The organism is Streptomyces ficellus, from assembly GCF_030406405.1.
GTDB classification, from domain to species: domain Bacteria; phylum Actinomycetota; class Actinomycetes; order Streptomycetales; family Streptomycetaceae; genus Streptomyces; species Streptomyces ficellus_B.
In genome coordinates, this window is the sequence record NZ_JAUEPL010000037.1 from 51,906 (window position 1) to 70,069 (window position 18,164).

Annotated in this window: 14 protein-coding genes and 1 pseudogene; 5 read left to right on the top strand and 10 right to left on the bottom strand. The window is 72.3% G+C overall.

All coding sequences use genetic code 11. The features are described 5' to 3' along the window. Positions 1 to 8: 8 nt before the first annotated feature. The 3 genes from QWM81_RS22235 to QWM81_RS22245 form a co-directional block, all read right to left on the bottom strand. Positions 9 to 1,250 (bottom strand): alpha/beta hydrolase, encoded by a 1,242-nt coding sequence (locus QWM81_RS22235; RefSeq protein ID WP_290114016.1) that lies wholly within the window; start codon positions 1,248 to 1,250, stop codon positions 9 to 11. A gap of 157 nt (positions 1,251 to 1,407) precedes the next feature. Then, a complete protein-coding gene (locus QWM81_RS22240) occupies positions 1,408 to 2,100 on the bottom strand; it encodes a LuxR C-terminal-related transcriptional regulator (protein WP_290114017.1) in 693 nt (230 codons plus the stop codon). Further along, positions 2,097 to 3,368, bottom strand: coding sequence for an ATP-binding protein (locus QWM81_RS22245; protein ID WP_290114018.1), 1,272 nt, complete (start codon positions 3,366 to 3,368; stop codon positions 2,097 to 2,099). The genes QWM81_RS22240 and QWM81_RS22245 overlap by 4 nt, the downstream gene beginning before the upstream one ends. Positions 3,369 to 3,508: 140 nt before the next feature. Between QWM81_RS22245 and QWM81_RS22250 the strand changes: the two genes are divergently transcribed. Together QWM81_RS22250 and QWM81_RS22255 are read left to right on the top strand one after the other, a co-directional pair. Further along, positions 3,509 to 4,831 carry a PspC domain-containing protein gene (locus tag QWM81_RS22250; RefSeq protein ID WP_290114019.1) on the top strand — a complete coding sequence of 441 codons (1,323 nt, stop codon included), beginning with the start codon at positions 3,509 to 3,511 and terminating at the stop codon, positions 4,829 to 4,831. After that, positions 4,818 to 5,177, top strand: coding sequence for a hypothetical protein (locus QWM81_RS22255; RefSeq protein WP_353938335.1), 360 nt, complete (start codon positions 4,818 to 4,820; stop codon positions 5,175 to 5,177). The genes QWM81_RS22250 and QWM81_RS22255 overlap by 14 nt, the downstream gene beginning before the upstream one ends. On the opposite strand, the gene QWM81_RS22260 is transcribed toward QWM81_RS22255, so the two are convergent. Continuing rightward, positions 5,084 to 5,605 carry a DoxX family membrane protein gene (locus QWM81_RS22260; protein ID WP_290114020.1) on the bottom strand — a complete coding sequence of 174 codons (522 nt, stop codon included), beginning with the start codon at positions 5,603 to 5,605 and terminating at the stop codon, positions 5,084 to 5,086. The two genes, QWM81_RS22255 and QWM81_RS22260, sit on opposite strands and share 94 nt — an antisense overlap. A gap of 164 nt (positions 5,606 to 5,769) precedes the next feature. After that, a pseudogene (locus QWM81_RS22265) lies at positions 5,770 to 6,971 on the bottom strand (hypothetical protein). Positions 6,972 to 7,155: 184 nt separating this feature from the next. On the opposite strand from QWM81_RS22265, the gene QWM81_RS22270 reads away from it, so the two are divergent. Beyond that, entirely contained in the window at positions 7,156 to 7,614 is a 459-nt protein-coding gene (locus QWM81_RS22270) for a cupin domain-containing protein (RefSeq protein WP_290114021.1), read from the top strand. Positions 7,615 to 7,642: 28 nt separating this feature from the next. Here QWM81_RS22270 and guaA read toward each other — a convergent pair whose 3' ends face one another. Next, positions 7,643 to 9,226: a glutamine-hydrolyzing GMP synthase gene (guaA, locus tag QWM81_RS22275; RefSeq protein ID WP_290114023.1), complete on the bottom strand. Its 1,584-nt coding sequence runs from the start codon at positions 9,224 to 9,226 to the stop codon at positions 7,643 to 7,645. Between the two features lie 312 nt (positions 9,227 to 9,538). On the opposite strand from guaA, the gene QWM81_RS22280 reads away from it, so the two are divergent. Then, entirely contained in the window at positions 9,539 to 9,835 is a 297-nt protein-coding gene (locus QWM81_RS22280) for a chorismate mutase (protein WP_290114024.1), read from the top strand. Positions 9,836 to 10,392: 557 nt separating this feature from the next. Here QWM81_RS22280 and QWM81_RS22285 read toward each other — a convergent pair. Then, positions 10,393 to 12,045, bottom strand: coding sequence for a COG1361 family protein (locus QWM81_RS22285; protein WP_290114025.1), 1,653 nt, complete (start codon positions 12,043 to 12,045; stop codon positions 10,393 to 10,395). A 315-nt stretch (positions 12,046 to 12,360) separates the two neighbouring features. Between QWM81_RS22285 and QWM81_RS22290 the strand changes: the two genes are divergently transcribed. Next, a complete protein-coding gene (locus tag QWM81_RS22290; protein WP_290114026.1) occupies positions 12,361 to 13,476 on the top strand; it encodes an LPXTG cell wall anchor domain-containing protein in 1,116 nt (371 codons plus the stop codon). Between the two features lie 67 nt (positions 13,477 to 13,543). Here QWM81_RS22290 and QWM81_RS22295 read toward each other — a convergent pair whose 3' ends face one another. The 3 genes from QWM81_RS22295 to QWM81_RS22305 all read right to left on the bottom strand — a co-directional run bounded on the left by QWM81_RS22295 (position 13,544) and on the right by QWM81_RS22305 (position 17,794). Further along, a complete protein-coding gene (locus QWM81_RS22295; protein WP_290114027.1) occupies positions 13,544 to 15,373 on the bottom strand; it encodes a GMC oxidoreductase in 1,830 nt (609 codons plus the stop codon). 39 nt (positions 15,374 to 15,412) lie between these two features. Continuing rightward, a complete protein-coding gene (locus QWM81_RS22300; RefSeq protein WP_290114028.1) occupies positions 15,413 to 17,038 on the bottom strand; it encodes a succinic semialdehyde dehydrogenase in 1,626 nt (541 codons plus the stop codon). A gap of 102 nt (positions 17,039 to 17,140) precedes the next feature. Continuing rightward, entirely contained in the window at positions 17,141 to 17,794 is a 654-nt protein-coding gene (locus QWM81_RS22305; protein WP_290114029.1) for a serine/threonine kinase C-terminal domain-containing protein, read from the bottom strand. Positions 17,795 to 18,164 lie beyond the last annotated feature (370 nt).

The following is an 18,164-nucleotide window of genomic DNA, read 5'->3' on the forward strand; positions in this document are numbered from 1 at the left end:
GGCGCCGGCTAGCGGCGGGTGACGGTGAGCGTCCCGCCGACGTACCTTTCGGTGCCCGGCCCGGTACCCGTACCGGTACCGGTACCAGGACCGGTGGGGCCGGCGCCCGTCCCGGTCCCGCCGATACCGCCGGTAGCCGTCTCCTGGAGGCGGAACTGCTCGGTCAGCCACCGGAACGCCGACGGCACCTCGCGCACCCACGTGCTGATGCGGTGCCCGCCGTAGACCTGCCGTACGTCGATGCGCGTCGGGGCCTCGGCGGCGTCCCGCAGCGCGACGCCCTGCTGGTAGCCGTCGACCCCGTCCCCGGTGACCAGCAGCGTGACGCGGGGCGCGACCGGGGCGGTCCTCAGCATGGTGAGCGGGTTGTTGGCGTGCCGCAGCGCGGGGTCCTTCGCGGTGAGCGAGGTCGGCTCGTCGGCCGGGTCGTTGTAGCCGGACATGCTGATCCCGTACCGGTACCGGTCCGGGTGCCCGATGGTCAGCTTCGTGGCGCAGTGCGCGCCCGCCGAGTATCCGACGACGGCCCAGCCGTCGGCCTTGTCGGCGGCGCGGAAGTTGTCCATGACCATCTTGCGTACGTCGACACTCAGCCAGGAGTCGGCGTTGACCGTGCCGGGGATGTTGGCGCAGCCGGTGTCGGTGTGGCCGAGGAGGGTGGTGCGCGGCGCGACCAGGATGAACGGGGCCACCTCGCCGCTGCGCATCAGCGGCTCCAGCTGCCGGCCGGCGCGCATGCTGCCGAACCAGGACGTGGGCGAGCCGGGGAAGCCCGAGAGCAGCTCCACGACCGGGAACTTCGTGTCCTTGTAGGCGGGGTCGTCGTACTGCGGCGGCAGCCATACGTACACCTCGCCCCTCACCCCCGATACCCGCCCCTTGAGGGTGGTCCGCCGTACTCCCGGGCCCATGTCGGCGTCGTTGACGGGTGTGAAGGTCTGCTTGACCTTGGGCAGGTCGGCGACGCGCTTGCCGCCCATGCCGTCCGGGCCGAGGTCGATCGCGGTGTCGACATGGTCACCGGTGCCGAGCAGGTCGTCCCAGCTGTCGTACAGCCCGTTGACGTTGTTCACCGCGACGAAGACCACGACGATGGCCGTGAGCTGCGCGAACGCCACCATGCCCAGCCGCATCGCGCCCCGGAGGACGGCCGGCCCCCGCACCCGGCTCCACAGCGCCAGGGGCAGCAGGACGGCGATCACGGCCAGCACGGCCGCGGTCACGAAGAAGGGGGTACCAGTCAGGCTCATCACGGTGAATAGGAGGGCACCTCGGCCGTGCGGGTTGCCACGCCCATGTACCGGTTGCCTCACACCTGCCCGGCCGGAGCCCTCGCGCTGCCCCAGCCGGAGTCGCCCGGAGGCCCCGGAGTCGCCGGAAGACCCGGAGGTCCCGGGCGTGCGGTCCTCAGACCAGGCGGCGGGCCGTCGCCCAGCGGGTCAGCTCGTGGCGATTGGACAGCTGGAGCTTGCGCAGGACGGCCGAGACGTGCGACTCCACCGTCTTCACGGAGATGAACAGCTGCTTGGCGATCTCCTTGTACGCGTATCCCCGCGCGATCAGCCGCAGCACCTCCCGCTCGCGCTGCGTGAGCCGGTCCAGGTCCTCGTCCACGGGCGGGGCGTCCGTGGAGGCGAACGCGTCCAGCACGAAGCCGGCCAGCCGGGGCGAGAACACGGCGTCGCCGTCCTGGACGCGGAAGACCGAGTCGATGAGGTCGGTGCCGGTGATCGTCTTGGTGACGTATCCGCGGGCGCCGCCCCGGATGACGCCGATGACGTCCTCGGCGGCGTCCGACACGGACAGGGCCAGGAACCGCACCGGGTTCTCGGGGGCCGCCATCAGGCCCGCGCAGCGGCGCAGCACCTCGACACCGCCGCCGCCCGGCAGGTGGACGTCGAGGAGGACCACCTCGGGGCGGGTCGCGGTGATCACGGTGACCGCCTGGTCGACGTCGGCGGCCTCGCCGACCACCTCGACGCCGGTCGTCTCGGTCCGGCCGATCTCGGCCTGCACCCCGGTGCGGAACATCCGGTGGTCGTCCACCAGCACGACCCGCACCCGGCGCTCCGCGGGAGCCGTCCCCGTCTCGTCGGTCATCCGTCCGCCCTCTCCATCTCCAGCTCCACTTCGGTGCCGTCACCCGGCACCGATCGCATGCGCGCGGTGCCGCCGTTGCGCTGCATCCGGCCGATGATCGATTCTCGTACGCCCATCCGGTCGGCGGGTACGGAATCGGGGTCGAAACCGGGCCCCCTGTCCCGTACGGACACGAAGACCGTGCGGCCCTCGACCTCCGCGTACACCTGGACCGCCCCTCCCCCGCCACCGTACTTGGCGGCGTTGACCATGGCCTCGCGCGCGGCCTGCATCTGAGCCCCCAGCTTCTCGTCCAGCGGGCAGTCGCCGACGACCACGACCTCCAGGGGCACGCCGTGCGTGTCCTCGACCTCGGCGGCGGTCCGCTTGACCGCCTCCGCCAGGGTCTCGGGCTCCTCGGCCTCGTCCTTGCCGGTGCCCTCGGGCTTGTAGAGCCAGTTGCGCAGCTCACGCTCCTGCGCGCGGGCGAGACGGCGGATCTCGCCGGGGTCGTCGGCGTTGCGCTGTATCAGGGTGAGGGTGTGCAGCACGGAGTCGTGCACGTGGGCGGCGACCTCGGCCCGCTCCTGGGCACGGATGCGCATGGTGCGCTCCTCGGACAGGTCCTGCGACATCCGCACCAGCCACGGCCCGGCCAGCAGCGCTATCCCGGTGAGGACCGCTATGGCGGCGGTCAGCGCGGTGCCGAGCTGGGCGGCCGAGCCGCGCACGACCATGAAAGCGGTCATGCCCATCCCGACGAGCGCGACGCCCGCGAGGCCCCGGGCCAGCTGGAACAGCCGCTTGCGGCGGCCCGACTCGGTCCAGCGGGCGCGGCGGGCGTTGTCCACCTGCCGCCAGACCAGGACGACACCGACACCGACGAGCAGCGTCGGCCAGACGTACCGGCCGGCGCTGCTGCCCAGGTCGACGCTGCCGACGAAGCCGATGGCGCCGAAGGTGAGCGCGATGAGCGCGACGATCTGGCCCTTGTCGGGCTTGCGGAGTCGGCGCCGCCCCTCGGGCGTGGTCTCGAAGACGGAACGCGGCTCGGCGGACCTGCCCCCGACGCCCAGGGGGACGACGATCCAGAAGACGGCGTAGAGCAGCGCGCCCATGCCGTTGGCCATGAAGAGGGCGAGGAACGCCAGTCGCACCCAGGCGACGGGCAGCCCCAGGTGGCCGGCGAGTCCTCGCGCGACACCACCGAGCATCCGCCCGTCGGCGCTGCGGTACAGCTTGCGCACGGGCGGATCGTCGGTCTCGGTCGGGCGGGCGGCGACGGGCATGCCCCGATCGTCACACGTCACGGGAGGCTCCGACATCAGGGTGGCCCCCTACTCCGACCCTGATCCCGGGGGCGAATATCAGGGACGGGCCAGGGTCGCGGAAGGTGCCGGCGGGGCTCACGGGCCGTCACCATGGAGGCATGACGAGCACCACCCCCGCCCCTGTCGGCGGCCACGCCCCCGGCGACGGCCCCGGGGCCACCGGAATACCGCCGCGCCCGCCACTGCGGCGCACGCGGCGGCGGAAGGTGGTGGCCGGGGTGTGCGGCGGGCTCGGCCGGTCTTTCGACCTCGACCCGGTGATATTCCGGGTGGCCGTCGGGGTGCTCACCGTGACCGGCGGGCTCGGTCTGGTCTTCTACGGCCTCGCCTGGCTGCTGATCACGGCCGACGACGAGGACGAGAACGAGGTGCGGCGGCTGGTGTCGGGCCGGGTCGACGGCTCCTCGCTCATCGCGGCCCTGATGGCGCTCGTCGGCTGCGGACTGTTCCTGTCGATGCTGGGCAACGGCGGCACGATCTCCTTCTCCCTCATGCTGGTCATCGCCGTCAGCGGCGCGGCCGTGTGGTCGTGGCGCCGCCGGTCGGCCGAAGGCGACGAGACCGCGGTGGCCCCCGCGACGGCGCACACGGTGGCGGAGGCGCCGCCCGAGACCAAGGCGCCACCACCGCCGGAGTCCCCGTCCTGGTGGCGGGAGCCGATCATCAAGGACGGCACGTCGGGACCGGTCCCGCTGGGCTACCTGTGGGGGCCGGAGGACGGGGCGGAGACACAGGACGCGGTCCTCCGGGGGCCCGCGCGCACCGGGGGGCCGCCCGCCGCCTCCCGTGGCCCGCGCTCCATCGGCGGCCCGGTCTTCCTGCTGGCCCTGGTGGCGGGCGGGCTGGGGACGGGCCTGTCCTGGGGGTCGCAGCCGCTCGGGACGTCTTTGCAAACGGGGCTGGCGTGCGCACTGGCGGTGCTCGCGCTCGGGCTGGTGGTCAGCGCGTTCCTGGGCCGGACCGGTTTCGGCACCGTGTTCCTGACGGTGGTCACGGCGCTGCTGCTGGCGGCCGCGTCGCTGGTGCCCCGTCAGATCGACACGGAGTGGATACGTACGGACTGGAAGCCGGCGACCGCCGCGGACGTGCGGCCCCGGTACGAACTGGGCACGGGTGCCGGCACCCTGGACCTGTCCGGCCTGACCGTTCCGGCCGAGCGGACCGTGCGCACCTCCGCCGAGGTCGGCGCCGGCCGGCTGGAGGTGGTCGTACCGAAGGACGTGACGGTGACGGTGTCCGCCCAGGTCGGGCTCGGCGACGTGCGGCTGCCGGGCGACCGGCCGGGGGAGGTCGACGTCGCCCCGGACCAGGAGAGGGTGCGTACGATCGCCCCGCCCAAGGGCAGCGCCCCGGCGGGCACGCTCGACCTCACCCTGGAGGTCGCGCTCGGACTGGTGGAGGTCACCCGTGCCGCGTCGTGAGTCGCGTGAGCCGCGCCCCGACCGGCGTGAGCCGCGCCCCGACCGGCGTGAGCCGCGCCCCGACCGGCGTGAGCCGCGCCCCCGGTGGCGGCATGAGTTCCGGCCGGGACGGCTGGTCGCGGGCGCCTCGGGCCTGGCCGTCGCGGCGCTGTACGGAGGCGACGCCGCGGGCGCCTGGCACACCCCCTGGTACGCGGTGATACCGCTGCTGTCGTCCGGCCTGGTCCTGGCGGGCCTCGCCAGCTGGATCGGCTACCGCGCCCGGCGGCGGCGCGACGCCAGGGCGGCGTCGAGGGACAGCACCGGGGCACCGGCCAGCACCAGCGGCACCCAGGCCATCAGGTAGACGAGGTCGTTCCCGTAGTAGTACGGGGTGGACTGCCAGCTCACGGTCAGCCACAGGCTCAGCGATATGAGCGCCCCGCCGGCCGCCGCGAGCCGCGCGAGCAGTCCGAGGAGCGTCCCGATGCCGACTGCCAGCTCACCGAAGGCGATGGCGTATCCGGACACTTCCGGGTTCTTCAGGGCCTGGTCGATGAGGAAGGGCACGGCCGAGGAGTCCCGGACGGACCGCATGAGGTCGCCGATCGAGCCGGTACCGGACGCGGCCATGAACCGCTCGTCGGTGAGCTTGGTGAGACCGGCGTAGACGAAGGTGACGCCGAGGAAGAGCCGCAGGGGCAGCAGGGCGTACCGGGAGGCGGTCGCCCGCCGGCCGCGCGGCTCGTCGGCGCCGGCCCCGTAGGTCGCTCTCGCCCGGTAGGTGTGCGTCATTGCCGGCCTGCCTCTCCACACGGCTGTCCCCGGAACCGATGGTCCCCTCCTATGGGCGGGTCCCCTCCTATGGATACGCGTCGGAAGGCACGTCAGTTCAGGCGCACGCCGGCTCGGGCGCACGCCGGCTCGGGTGCGCGCGCCCACGGCAGGACCGGTTCGGGCTAGGAGCCGGTGACGTCGATGACGACCCGGTTCGTCACCGCGCCCGAGGCCGTGATGACCTGGACGTCCGTCCAGCCGGGGGGCACGTCCGCCGGGACCGGGACGGTGAGGGTGGTGTCGGTGGGGTTGGTGAAGCCGCCTTGCGCGGGGACCAGCGGCACCTGGACATGGACGGCGCCGATACGGACCACCGTGCGGGTGAGATGGGCGGGCGTCGCCGCCCCGGGCGGTACGAAGCCGGCGCCCCGGATCTCGATGTCGTCGCCCGTGCGGATCGGGGCGTCCGGGGTGCCGGTCTCCTGGACGCGCACCACGGAGAGGATCACCGGCCGGACGCCCTCCGCGCACTTGGCGGCCAGGTAGGCGGCGGCCGAGAGGACGACCAGGATGACCAGCGCCCATGGCAGCTGCGGCAGTTCGCCGGGGCGCCGGATGAGCCGGACGGCCGCGAACAGCACCGCGAACGCCGACACCAGGACGTACTGCGCGTCGGCGAGGCTGCCCCGACCGGCGTCGTCGCACAGCAGGTCGGCGGCGCGCGGCCGCTCCGCACGCACCTTCTGGAGCCGCTGCCCGAGAACCCGGCCGTCACGACCCTGCGTACGGCGACCACCACCGCGCACACCACGGCCAGAACCGTCAGCAGCCGGGCACCCTCCTCCAGCCGGACCGCGCCCCGGGCGGCCCCCTGGAGCGTGAGGTGGAGCACCGCGAAGACCGCGAGGAGCACCCACCCGGCGGCGACCGCCCGCGACGTCGACAGCCGGTCGTCCTCGCCGATCAGGGGCGCGAGGAGCCCGCCGTACGCCCGGTGGACCCGTGCCGCCCCGGTCAGCAGCACGCCCATCACCAGCGCGGTGAGGAGCCCCGCCGTCCGGGCCGGAGTCCATCCGTCACCGGCCGCCGCGGTGACCGCCTGCCCGGACAGCAGGGCCGCGACGCCGCCCCACACCACGTACAGCGAGCCGCGCCACACCGCGTGGTACCGCCAGGCCTCACCGAGCGCCCTGCCCCGGTCGGCGAGCGTACGGGCGGACCGGGCGAGCTCGTCGGACACCCACTGCCGGGACGCGCCCTCGGGTATCCCCCGGCCCGCCGCCAGTTGGTCGCGCCGGGCCAGGAACGCGGCGACCTCCCGCCGGTGCTCCTCGCGTGCCCCGTGCGTACATCCGCCGCACCGCGTCGCCTCGTGCACCGCCATGGCGGCCCCTTCCCATGCCTCGACCACCCGACAAGGAAAAGGAAGTCTTTCGTATGAACGCCACCGGCCGCGCCCACCCATGCCTCACCCAGGAGTGAAACCGAATGCCCCAAGTTGACCGCCTGTCCCGGGAGTTGGGGCCGGAGCGTGCGGTCGGCCCGAGGCGATGCCGGACAATGCCCCCATGACCGACGACGCAGCGACCTCGCCCCTTGTCCGCCTCCTCGGCCTCCAGCCGCACATCGAGGGCGGCTGGTTCAAGGAGACCTGGCGGACGGCGGGTTCCACCACCCCGGGCGGCTACCCCGGGCCCCGCCCCTACGCCACCGGGATCTACTTCCTGCTCCACCCGGGCGAGACGTCGCGATGGCACCGCGTGCGCTCGGACGAGGTGTGGCTGTGGCACCGCGGCGGCCCGCTGCGGCTGTCCCTGGGCGGCGAGGGCGATGCCCCGTCCGAGCCCTGGGACCTCGTGCTGGGCCCGTCCGTCGAGACCGGCGAACAGCCGCAGCTCCTCGTCCCGGCGGGCGTCTGGCAGTCCGCCGAGCCGGCGGGCGACGAGCCGGTCCTCGTCAGCTGTGTCGTCGCCCCGGGCTTCCACTACGACGACTTCACGCTCGAAGCCGCCGCCCACAGGAAGTGAGCGACGGCTTCGTATCGAACCGGGGGACTTACTCCCACTCGATCGTGCCCGGCGGCTTCGACGTCACATCGAGCACGACCCGGTTGACGTCCTTGACCTCATTGGTGATCCGCGTCGAGATCTTCGCCAGCACGTCGTACGGCATCCGCGTCCAGTCCGCCGTCATCGCGTCCTCGGACGAGACCGGGCGCAGGACGATCGGGTGACCGTACGTACGGCCGTCACCCTGCACACCCACCGAGCGGACATCGGCGAGCAGCACCACCGGGCACTGCCAGATCTGGCCGTCCAGGCCGGCCGCCGTCAGCTCCTCGCGGGCGATCGCGTCGGCCTCGCGCAGCAGGTCCAGGCGCTCCTTCGTCACCTCGCCCACGATCCGGATACCGAGACCCGGGCCGGGGAAGGGCTGGCGCTGGACGATCTCCTCCGGCAGGCCCAGCTCCTGGCCGACCATGCGGACCTCGTCCTTGAACAGCTTGCGCAGCGGCTCGATCAGCTTGAACTCGAGGTCCTCGGGCAGGCCGCCCACATTGTGGTGGGACTTGATGTTGGCGGTGCCGGTGCCGCCGCCCGACTCCACGACGTCCGGGTAGAGCGTGCCCTGGACGAGGAACTCGACCGGGTGGTCGTCCGGCGCCTCGGCGACGATCTCGGCCTGGGCCTGCTCGAAGACCCGGATGAACTCGCGGCCGATGATCTTCCGCTTCTCCTCGGGGTCGGACACCCCGGCGAGCGCCTCCAGGAACCGCTCCTGCGCGTCGACGACCTTCAGCTGGACGCCGGTCGCCGCGACGAAGTCCTTCTCGACCTGCTCCGTCTCGCCCTTGCGCATCAGGCCGTGGTCGACGTACACGCAGGTCAGCTGGGAGCCGATGGCCTTCTGTACGAGAGCGGCGGCCACCGCGGAGTCGACACCGCCGGACAGGCCGCAGATGGCGCGCTTCTCGCCGACCTGGGCGCGGATCGCCTCGATCTGCTCCTCGATGACATTGCCGGTGGTCCAGTCGGGACGGAGGCCGGCGCCGCGGTAGAGGAAGTGCTCCAGGATCTGCTGGCCGTGCGTGGAGTGCATCACCTCGGGGTGGTACTGCACGCCGTACAGCTTCTTCTCGTCGTTCTCGAAGGCCGCGACCGGCACGACGTCCGTGGACGCGGTGACGGTGAACCCGTCCGGGGCGGCGGAGCAGGCGTCGCCGTGCGACATCCACACCGGCTGCTCGGCCGGGGTGCCCTCGAAGAGCGTGGAGCTGGTCTTGCTGACGTGCAGCGGCGTACGCCCGTACTCCCGCGCGCCGGTGTTGTCGACGGTGCCGCCGAGGGTCGTGGCCATGAGCTGGAAGCCGTAGCACATGCCGAAGACGGGGACGCCGGCCTCGAAGATCTCGCGGTCGAGCTGGGGGGCACCCTCCTCGTACACGGAGGACGGGCCGCCGGAGAGGATGATCGCCTTCGGGTTCTTGGCCAGCATCTCGGCCACCGGCATGGTGGACGGGACGATCTCGCTGTAGACCCGGGCCTCACGGACGCGGCGGGCGATGAGCTGGGCGTACTGCGCGCCGAAGTCGACGACGAGTACGGCGTCGGGCGCGGCAGCGGGATTCGCTGAGGACACTACGGCGGCCTTCCGGCGTGGGAGGAGGGGGCTGTATGTCGATTCTACCGGCCTGCCTCCCTGGGCTTTCGTCTCACCATCCGAACCCGGGGTTGTCCCGATGGGCGGATGGTCCATACTTGCCGCATGCGCAAGCTCTCGACCTTCGTCTTTACCTATGGCACCGGGCCCGTCCGGCTGCCATGGTCGTGCTGCTTGAGCCACTGACAAGCGACTTCCCAGGCGCCCCGGGCCGACAAGGTCCGGGGCGCCTGTCGTTTTCCGGACCGCGTCGCCGCCCGGGGCACCGCTCACCGATCGAGGAGCCCCGCCATGACCGTGCTGCACACCCCCGCCACCGACAGGACCGGCGCCCGCACCGACGAGGCCGCGCACGTCATCACCGGCGCGCGTGAGCGCATCGACGCGCTCGACGACCGGATCATCGGTCTGATCCAGGAACGGGTGGCCGTCTCGGCCGTCATCCAGGAGGCCCGGATCGCCTCCGGTGGGCGGCGCGTGAACCTGGCGCGCGAGATGGAGGTGCTGGCCCACTACAGGGACGCGCTGGGCAAGCCGGGCACCTCGCTGGCGATGACGATGCTGGAGCTGTGCCGCGGCCGCGTCTGAGGCGCCCGGCGCGCCGGCGCTCCGGACGCTCCAGACGCGTCCGGCGCATCTACGTTCGGGCGCGCTCTCACCCGTACGGCGCGTGACCGCTCCCGTACGGCTTCGTTGGTACCGATGTCCGTGTCAGCCAGGGGCGGGCCGAGAAAACCACGCGTGGCTCCGCTGGGGCGTGTGGCGTACCTCTTCGGGTACGTCGTGGGACCTCGCCCCAGCGTGCGTGACCGGACGGCAGGGGACAGCAGCCCGGTCACCCGAAAAGGCGGTCGGCTCCGGGGACGCCCGGAGCCGACCGCATCCGGTCCAGACGGTTGCGTCCTCCACGACCGTCCAGCACGATGCAGGACAAGCCCCGTCCTCTCCGTACATACAGCCGCAACGCCGTACCGCCAAAGGTCCACACCACGGTGTCGGCCGCACCCCACCGACCTGCCACCCCGAGCGGCGCACTCCCCCCGGCGCCGCCTCCCTCGGCACCGGCGCTGCCCTGACGCCGGTGCTGACGGCCAAGGGCCCCGCGGAAGGGTTTCCGCGGGGCCCTTGTTCTGTGTGCGGTGCCGTCAGGCGCGGGAGCGGCGGCGGGCAAGGGTGACGAACGCGGCGCCCGCGGCGAGCAGGGCGGCGGCGCCGACCGCGATCGGGAGGGCGGAGGAGCCGGTGTCGGCGAGGCCGCCGCCGGTGTGGCTGGTCGGGGTCGAGCCGCCGGTGGCGCCCGTGGCGCCGGTCGTTCCGGTGGTGGACGTGGAGCCGGTGGTGGTGGCCGTACCGCCGCTCGTCGTGGAGCCGCCGGTCGCCGCCGTGCCGCCCGTTCCGCCCGTGGTGTCCGTGCCGGAGGTTTTCGGGTTGAGGACCAGCTGGGCCGTGTTGTTGGCGGACTTCACGTCGAAGCCGAGCTCCGGGCGGTTGAGGAACACGTTGCGTACGGTCACCGCGCCCCTGGCTCCCTCACTCACCACCTTGTCGATCCTCAGCTCGAAGGGCAGCGCGAAGTCATCGTCCTCGTAGACCCGGATCGGTGTGTCGCACGCGTAGCGCGGCGCGCCGAGCTCTTCCTCGCGGTGCTTGCCGTCCGCGGTGAGCGACTGGCAGTGGGCCGGCTTCCTGGTGACCGTGGCCCCCTGGGGGATGGTCACGTCGACGGTGGCGACGGGCTCGCCGGAGCGGATGTTGCCGATCCAGGCCGGGCCGTTGTTGCGGAAGCCGACCGTGGCCTCCACCGTCGTACCGGCCGCCGCCGTCAGCGAGGCGCCGTACGCGGCGAAGTCGGCGGTGTTGTCGGCGCGCAGGTCGAACTCCTGCTGGTTGTTCCACGGGTCGAGGTCCGCCGCGCGGGCGGCGGTGGGTGCCTTCTTCAGGGTGAGCCGGGGACCGGCGCCCTTGGCGAGCGCGCGCGAGCCGCTCCGCTCCTCGATGCGGTGGATGAAGGACTCGGTGTACGCGTGGCCGGCGGCCTTCAGGCCGATGGGCTCGGCCAGCGTGTAGGTGGCGCCGGGCTCGTACGTACCGGGGAAGCCGCATACCGCCTTGGTCCACCCCTTGGTCTCGGTGTACTCGCAGTTGGTGTACCGCCGCGTGTGGTCGAGGCCGTGCGAGCTCATCAGGGTGAGGCGGACGCCATCGGCGGCGGACGTGCCGGTGTTGGAGAAGGTGATCGGGGCGGGCTGCACCTCGCCGGGCTTCACCTCGCGCTTGAGGTCGAGCGGGTGCATCACGAGGTCGGGGCCGCCGACGGTGACGCTGCTCGTGAACGGAGTGAAGGTCGCGCCGTGCGCCGTGCCGGTGACCTCGATGTCGCCGGTGGCGCCGGTCTTGCTGTCCTTGGCCGCGGTGATCTTCAGCTGGGCGACGCTGTTGAGGCCCGGTGGGATACCGAAGGGGTCGGTGCAGGTGCCGGTGGTGCCGGTGAGGGTGCAGTGGGAGCTGCCGGTCTGGCCGAACGTGACGTCGGCGACGCCCGTGAGGCCGCTCAGGTCGAAGGTGACGGTGTACTCGCCGTCGAAGCCGCCGTTCTCCTGGTCCTCGCTCGGGTTGTTCACCGTGACGTCGAGGGTGGTGCTCTGCGGCTCGCCGCTGTCCGGGTAGGGCCGCAGGCCCACTTCGGCGGGGCCGTCGAGGGTGAACACCGGTTCCCCGGCGGCGTACGCGGGGGCGGTGCTCAGAACGACACCGGTGAGCAGCCCGGCGGCGGCGAGGGAGGAGGAAAGGCGTCTCATCAAGGGACCTCAGCGGGGATGGGCGATGTACGGCGTGACGACGGGAGCACCGATTCGACCGTGCGGCGGGGCGGATGGTTGCGCGCCCGAAGATCACGGATTGGGCACAGGCGGGCGGAAGGGACCGACCGGGCGGGAGGGCCGGAAGGGTGTGACGCAGCGCACATAAAGTTTCTGTCAGTTGGCGTGCAACCAATCCCGCTGGTCACGGGTCATGCATGCGGAACCAATGGCCACACCTGTGACACGCATCCGGGTGGTGCCCCCAGACTCCGTGCCGCGTCATGCGGCACGCCAGACTTCACTGAGGTCTTCATGAAGCTTCGCCGCGCCATGGTGGTCGCCGCCGCGACCGCCGTCATAGCCCCTGCCGCCTTCCTGGCGGCTCCGGCCGCATACGCGACGGACGGCAGCACCGACCGCACGACCGCCACCACGGGCGCTCCGGGCGAGACGGAATCCACGACTTCTGAGGACGCGGCCACGGCCGACGACGCTTCGAAGACCGAGGACGGCGCCCCCAAGACCGACGACGGTGCGAAGGGCGACGACACCGCCAAGACCGAGGACGGCGCCGCGAGCGGCGACGACTCGGCCACCGAGGACACCGCCACGACGGACGACGCCGCCAAGACCGAGGACGACAAGACCCCTGCCGGCACGGGGGACCAGGGCGGCTCCAAGCCCGGCGACGAGGCCGGCAAGGACGAGACGCAGACCGGCGAGGAAGAGACCGACGAGGACGAGATCGTCGAGGAGGAGGTCTGCGCGCAGGCCGCCGTCGACGTCACGCTCTCCGGCCTGCCCGGCAAGATCGTCGCCGGCAGCGGCTGGAAGAACTTCTCGCTCAACGTCAAGAACAACAGCAAGGAGGACATCGGCGAGGTCGCCCTCGGCACCTGGGCCTCCTACGAGAAGGACCTCGACGGGGACCACGACGGTCTGGTCGAGAAGTACGCGAAGTTGGAGTACAAGAAGTCCGATGGCCAGTGGGAGAGCGGCGACAACCTCTCCGGCCAGAACCTCGGGTTCTTCTTCGACGTCGTCGACCTGAAGAAGGATGAGAACCGCACCATCCAGCTGCGCATCTCGATCGACAAGGCCGCCCCGGCCGGCTCCGCCCTCGGTTTCGCCGTCACCGGCTACGACAAGGGCGACAAGTGCTACGAGGACTTCAACGCCTACGAGTTCCAGATCCTGGCGGCCGGCAGCAACGGCGGTGACGGTGGCGAGGCCAAGCCGTCCGACCAGAAGCCGGCCGACCTGAAGCCCCAGGGCGGCTCGACCCCGATCAAGATCGAGGGCGAGCTCGCCGAGACCGGTTCGTCCTCGATGCTGCCGACCATCGGGATCGCCGGTGGTATCGCCATCGTCGCCGGTGCCGGTGTCGTCTTCGCGCTGAAGCGCCGTAACAACGGTGCCACCGCGTAACACGCGTACCGCATAGAACAAGAGAGGCGCTGCACTCGGAGGGGGGTGCAGCGCCTCTCTCATGCGTTCAGTGCTTGGGCGGGACCGCCGGGATGCCCAGGAACGGCAGCTTCAGCGCGCCGAAGGCGTTCGCCGGGACCGTGGGGGACTTGGGGGCGATCGGGGCGAGGCGTTCGTATGGGGCGGACTGGGCCGGGCGGGGGTCCTGTTCGCCCTTGTTGGGCCAGAAGGACATCGCCCGCTCCGCCTGGGCGGTGATGGTGAGGGACGGGTTCACGCCGAGGTTCGCGGAGACGGCCGCACCGTCGACGACGGAGATGCCCGGGTGGCCGTAGAGGCGGTGGTACGGGTCGATGACGCCGTCCTCGGGCGTCGCGCCGATGACGCAGCCGCCCAGGAAGTGGGCGGTGAGCGGGGTGCCCATCAGTTCGCCGACGTTGGAGCCGGCGAAGCCGTTGATCTCCTCCGCGAGCAGCGTCGCCGCGCGCGTGCCCTCGGGGATCTGCTTGGGGTTGGGCGCGCCGTGGCCCTGGCGGGCGGTGAGCAGGCCCTTTCCGATGCCCTCGCGTTTGCGGTAGGTGGTCAGGGAGTTGTCCAGGGACTGCATGACGAGCCCGATGATGGTCCGCTCCGACCAGCGGCGGTTGGACAGCGAGCGCAGCGCCAGCAGGGGGTGGCGGGCGACGTTGCCGAGCCAGGCCGCGACCCGCCGCTCGGCGTAGGGCACCTGGAGGATGGACAGCGAGCCCATCGCGTTGGAGCCCTTGCCGTAGCGGACCGGTTCGATGTGAGTGCTGGCGTCCGGGTGGATGGACGAGGTGATGGCCACGCCCTGTGTGAAGTCCACGCGGCGGTGGCCGTGGCGCCTGCGGTAGCGGCGGTCGGTGGTCTGGGAGCCGACCAGCGCCTCGGAGTTGGTACGGGTCAGCTCGCCGAGGCGGGCGGAGATACGGGGCAGCTTGCCCTCGTCCTTCATCCGGTGCAGCAGGGTCTGGGTGCCGTACGTGCCGGCCGCGACGACGACGTAACGGGCCCGCAGCGTGCGCGGGGCGGCCTTGCGGCGGCGGTGGGTGGGGACGGTGGAGACGGCGTACCCGTCACCGGACGGGACTTCCGTGATCGCGGTCACCGTGGTCATGGGGTGGATGACGGCCCCGGCCTCCTCGGCGAGGTGGAGGTAGTTCTCGGTGAGGGTGTTCTTCGCGCCGTGCCGGCAGCCGGTCATGCATTCCCCGCACTCGGTGCACGCACGGCGGGACGGCCCCGCGCCGCCGAAGTACGGGTCGGGCACCTTCTCGCCGGGCTTCGCCTTCGCCGTGCCGACCCCATCCCCGCCGACGGCGTCCCGGCCGTCCCCGAAGAAGACGCCGACCGGGGCGAGGTGGAAGGTGTCGCCGACGCCCATCGCCTGGGCGGTCGCCTTCAGGTGGATGTCCGAGGGGGTCATCGTCGGGTTGAGCCGTACGCCCAGCATGCGCTTGGCCTGGTCGTAGTACGGGGCCAGCTCCGCGTGCCAGTCGGTGATGGCCGCCCACTGCTTGTCGCGGAAGAACGGCTCGGGCGGTACGTAGAGGGTGTTGGCGTAGTTGAGCGAGCCGCCGCCGACCCCGGCGCCCGCGAGGACCATGACGTTGCCGAGCAGGTGGATGCGCTGGATGCCGAAGAGTCCGAGGGCGGGGGCCCAGAGGTAGTTCTTCACGTCCCAGGAGTTCTTGGGGAGCGTCTCGGGGGTGAAGCGGCGACCGGCCTCCAGGACGCCGACCCGGTAGCCCTTCTCGGTCAGGCGGAGGGCCGAGACCGAGCCGCCGAAGCCGGACCCGACGACGATGACGTCGTAGTCCCCGTCGTCACCGTGCACCGTATTGTCCTGGTTTTGGGCAGGGGGGACCTCGGGCATGACTCTCCTCGTACCAAAGGGCTCGAAACGGACGGGCTTTCAGCGCAGGCGCAGCGCCTTCATCACCTTGAGGCTGCGGCTCATGAAGGCGGCGTACTTCTCGTCGTCCATGCCGAAGGAGGGGGCGAGCGGGATCAGCCGCTGATGGGCGACCGTCTGGGCCTCGGTGTACTTGAGGATGCCCTCGGAGCCGTGGCGGCGGCCGATGCCGGAGTCCTTCATACCGCCCATGGGCGCCTGGACGCTGCCGTACGCCGGGGCGTACCCGTCGTTGATGTTGACCGTGCCGGTGCGGAGCCTGGCGGCGATGGCGTGGCCCCGGCGGCCGTCCCTGGTCCAGACGCTGGCGTTGAGGCCGTACGCGGTGGCGTTGACGCGCTCGACGGCCTCGTCCTCGTCGGTGAAGCGGTAGATCGACACCACCGGGCCGAAGGTCTCCTCGGCGCAGACGGCCATCGGCTCCTGGACGCCCTCCAGGATGGTGGGCTCGTAGAAGAGCGGGCCGATGTCGGGCCGGGCGACGCCGCCCGCGATCAGCTTCGCCCCCTTGGCGACGGCCTCCTCGACGTGCCGGGTGACCGTCTCCAGCTGCCGTTCACCGACGAGGGAGCCCATGTCGGCCCCGTACGCGAGGGAGTTGCCGAGCCGCATGGCCTTGGTACGGGCGGCGAAACGGTCCACGAACTCGTCGGCGATGGACTCGTGGACGTACAGCCGCTCGATGGCGATGCACAGCTGGCCGGCCGAGGAGAAGCAGGCGCGGACGGCGCCGGCGGCGGCCTTCTCCACGTCGGCGTCGCGCAGCACCAGCATGGCGTTCTTGCCGCCGAGTTCGAGCGTGACCCCCACGAGCCGGGCCGCCGCGCCCTGGGCGACCTCGCGGCCGGTGCGGGTGGAGCCGGTGAAGGAGACGTAGTCGGCGTGCCTGACGATCTCGGGGCCGACGACCGGGCCGTCCCCGATGACGACCTGGAAGACCTCGGCGGGGAGCCCGGCCTCGATGAGGAGGTCGCGGGCCCACAGGGCGGTCAGCGCGGTCTCGGTGTCGGGCTTCATGACGACCGCGTTGCCGGAGACGAAGGCGGGCAGGGCGTCGCCGACGGACAGTTCGAGCGGGTAGTTCCAGGGGGATATGTGTCCGACCACCCCGCGCGGCTGGCGCAGTTCGGTCACCTTGGTGAGGGCCGGTACGACGCCGGTGTGACGCTTCGGCCCGAGGTACGCGGCCGCGCGGCGGCCGTAGTGGCGGGCCACGACGGCGACGGCCAGGACCTCCTCATGGGCGTGCAGCCGGGCCTTGCCGGTCTCCAGCTGGATGAGGTCGAGCACCTCGGCCTGCCGCTCCAGGACCAGGTCGTGGAAGCGCAGGAGGACGGCGGCGCGGGCGCGGACGGGTGTCGCGGCCCACACGCCCTGGGCGGCGCGGGCACGGGCGAACGCCTCGGCGACGTCCTCGGGGGTGGACTCGGGCAGCTCGGCCAGCCGCTGCCCGGTGAACGGGGTGTGGTTGGCGGTGCGGCCGGAGCCGACCACGCCGCGGGTGAGCTGGGCGACCACCTCGGGCGTGACCACGTCGGCGGCGGTGCGGGCACCGGCCGGGGCGGGGGCGACCGGGTTCGTACCGAGAGGCGTGGCGGGAGCCTGCGTGTCCGTCGTGTCCGTCATGGGGCGAGGGTATGCGGGATGCGGCCGGTGCGGTACCCGCCGGTAACAGCTTTTCGCCGACCGCACACACCGTGCCAGCGTTCGCTGGCACATAAGCCCTGATCAGGAGTGCCGCACCCGGAAGGAATCCAGAACGGTGTCGAAGTGACGCTTCAGCTCGTCGAGCCTGGCCACGGGCGCCGAGACCCAGACGTCGTACATCCGCCCGCTCTCTTCCCAGCGGATGTCGTACGTACGCCGCGGCCCCTCGGCGGGGGAGAAACCGTTCCAGGTGAACTCCCACAGGGCGGCCGGCAGCCCGTTGTGCGTGGTCGGGGTGACCTTGGCGGCGCGGTAACCGGGGTGGGTGTCCGGGCCGTTCGCGTGGGCGCGGCGCATGACGCCGAGCGGGCCGCCGGCGGCCGGCGCCTGGACCCGGATGCCGATACGGAACGCCTTGTCGGGCGACGTGTAGTAGACGCGCTTGTCGTCGGTGGAACGGACATACCCCTGCGGGACGGTGAGCGAGAAGCCGCGCGGGTCGGAGGTGGAGCGGTATCCGGTGGGGACGGTGCCGGGGGTGGTACCGGTCCCGGTACCGGTGCTGCCCGCTGCCGCGCCCGGGGTGTTGGGCGCGCTGGGCGCGTTCGGTGACGCGGACTGTGTGACCGTCTGCTCGCCGCCGCCCCCACCGCCGCCTCCGTCGCCGTCCCCGCGCAGGAGCAGCACACCCGCCGCGCCCGCCGCGGCGAGGGCCACGAGCAGCGCGACGGCCACCCATGGCGTACGGAGGCGGGGGCGCCGGGGCGCTCGGGGGTACGACGGGGTGGCGGCACCGGTGCCGGTGCCTGTGCCTCTGCCGGTTCCGCCGCCTGTGCCGGTTCCGCCGCCGGTACCGGCGCTGGGCGGGACCGCGTCGGCGTAGGAGGGCGTGGGGCCCGCGTCGGCGTGGGCGTACGGCGGGACGGCGTCGGCACGCGCGCGCGTGCGGCCCCGTAGCGGGGAGCGGGACCGGGGCCGAGGACGGGGGCGGGGGCGGGGCCTGGGGGCCGGCCCCGGGCCCGGCTCCGAGATCGCAAGAGCGTCGGGTGGGGAAAGAGGGGAAGGTGAAATGGTGATAGGGGGGGGCGCGGGGGGAGGGTGAGTG

Coding starts and splice junctions, on each gene's coding strand:
- QWM81_RS22235 (WP_290114016.1), bottom strand. CDS start 1,250: ATGAGCCTGACTGGTACCCCCTTCTTCGTGACCGCGGCCGTGCTGGCC.
- QWM81_RS22295 (WP_290114027.1), bottom strand. CDS start 15,373: ATGCCCGAGGTCCCCCCTGCCCAAAACCAGGACAATACGGTGCACGGT.
- QWM81_RS22285 (WP_290114025.1), bottom strand. CDS start 12,045: ATGAGACGCCTTTCCTCCTCCCTCGCCGCCGCCGGGCTGCTCACCGGT.
- QWM81_RS22300 (WP_290114028.1), bottom strand. CDS start 17,038: ATGACGGACACGACGGACACGCAGGCTCCCGCCACGCCTCTCGGTACG.
- QWM81_RS22290 (WP_290114026.1), top strand. CDS start 12,361: ATGAAGCTTCGCCGCGCCATGGTGGTCGCCGCCGCGACCGCCGTCATA.
- QWM81_RS22280 (WP_290114024.1), top strand. CDS start 9,539: ATGACCGTGCTGCACACCCCCGCCACCGACAGGACCGGCGCCCGCACC.
- QWM81_RS22270 (WP_290114021.1), top strand. CDS start 7,156: ATGACCGACGACGCAGCGACCTCGCCCCTTGTCCGCCTCCTCGGCCTC.
- QWM81_RS22240 (WP_290114017.1), bottom strand. CDS start 2,100: ATGACCGACGAGACGGGGACGGCTCCCGCGGAGCGCCGGGTGCGGGTC.
- QWM81_RS22250 (WP_290114019.1), top strand. CDS start 3,509: ATGACGAGCACCACCCCCGCCCCTGTCGGCGGCCACGCCCCCGGCGAC.
- QWM81_RS22260 (WP_290114020.1), bottom strand. CDS start 5,605: ATGACGCACACCTACCGGGCGAGAGCGACCTACGGGGCCGGCGCCGAC.
- QWM81_RS22245 (WP_290114018.1), bottom strand. CDS start 3,368: ATGCCCGTCGCCGCCCGCCCGACCGAGACCGACGATCCGCCCGTGCGC.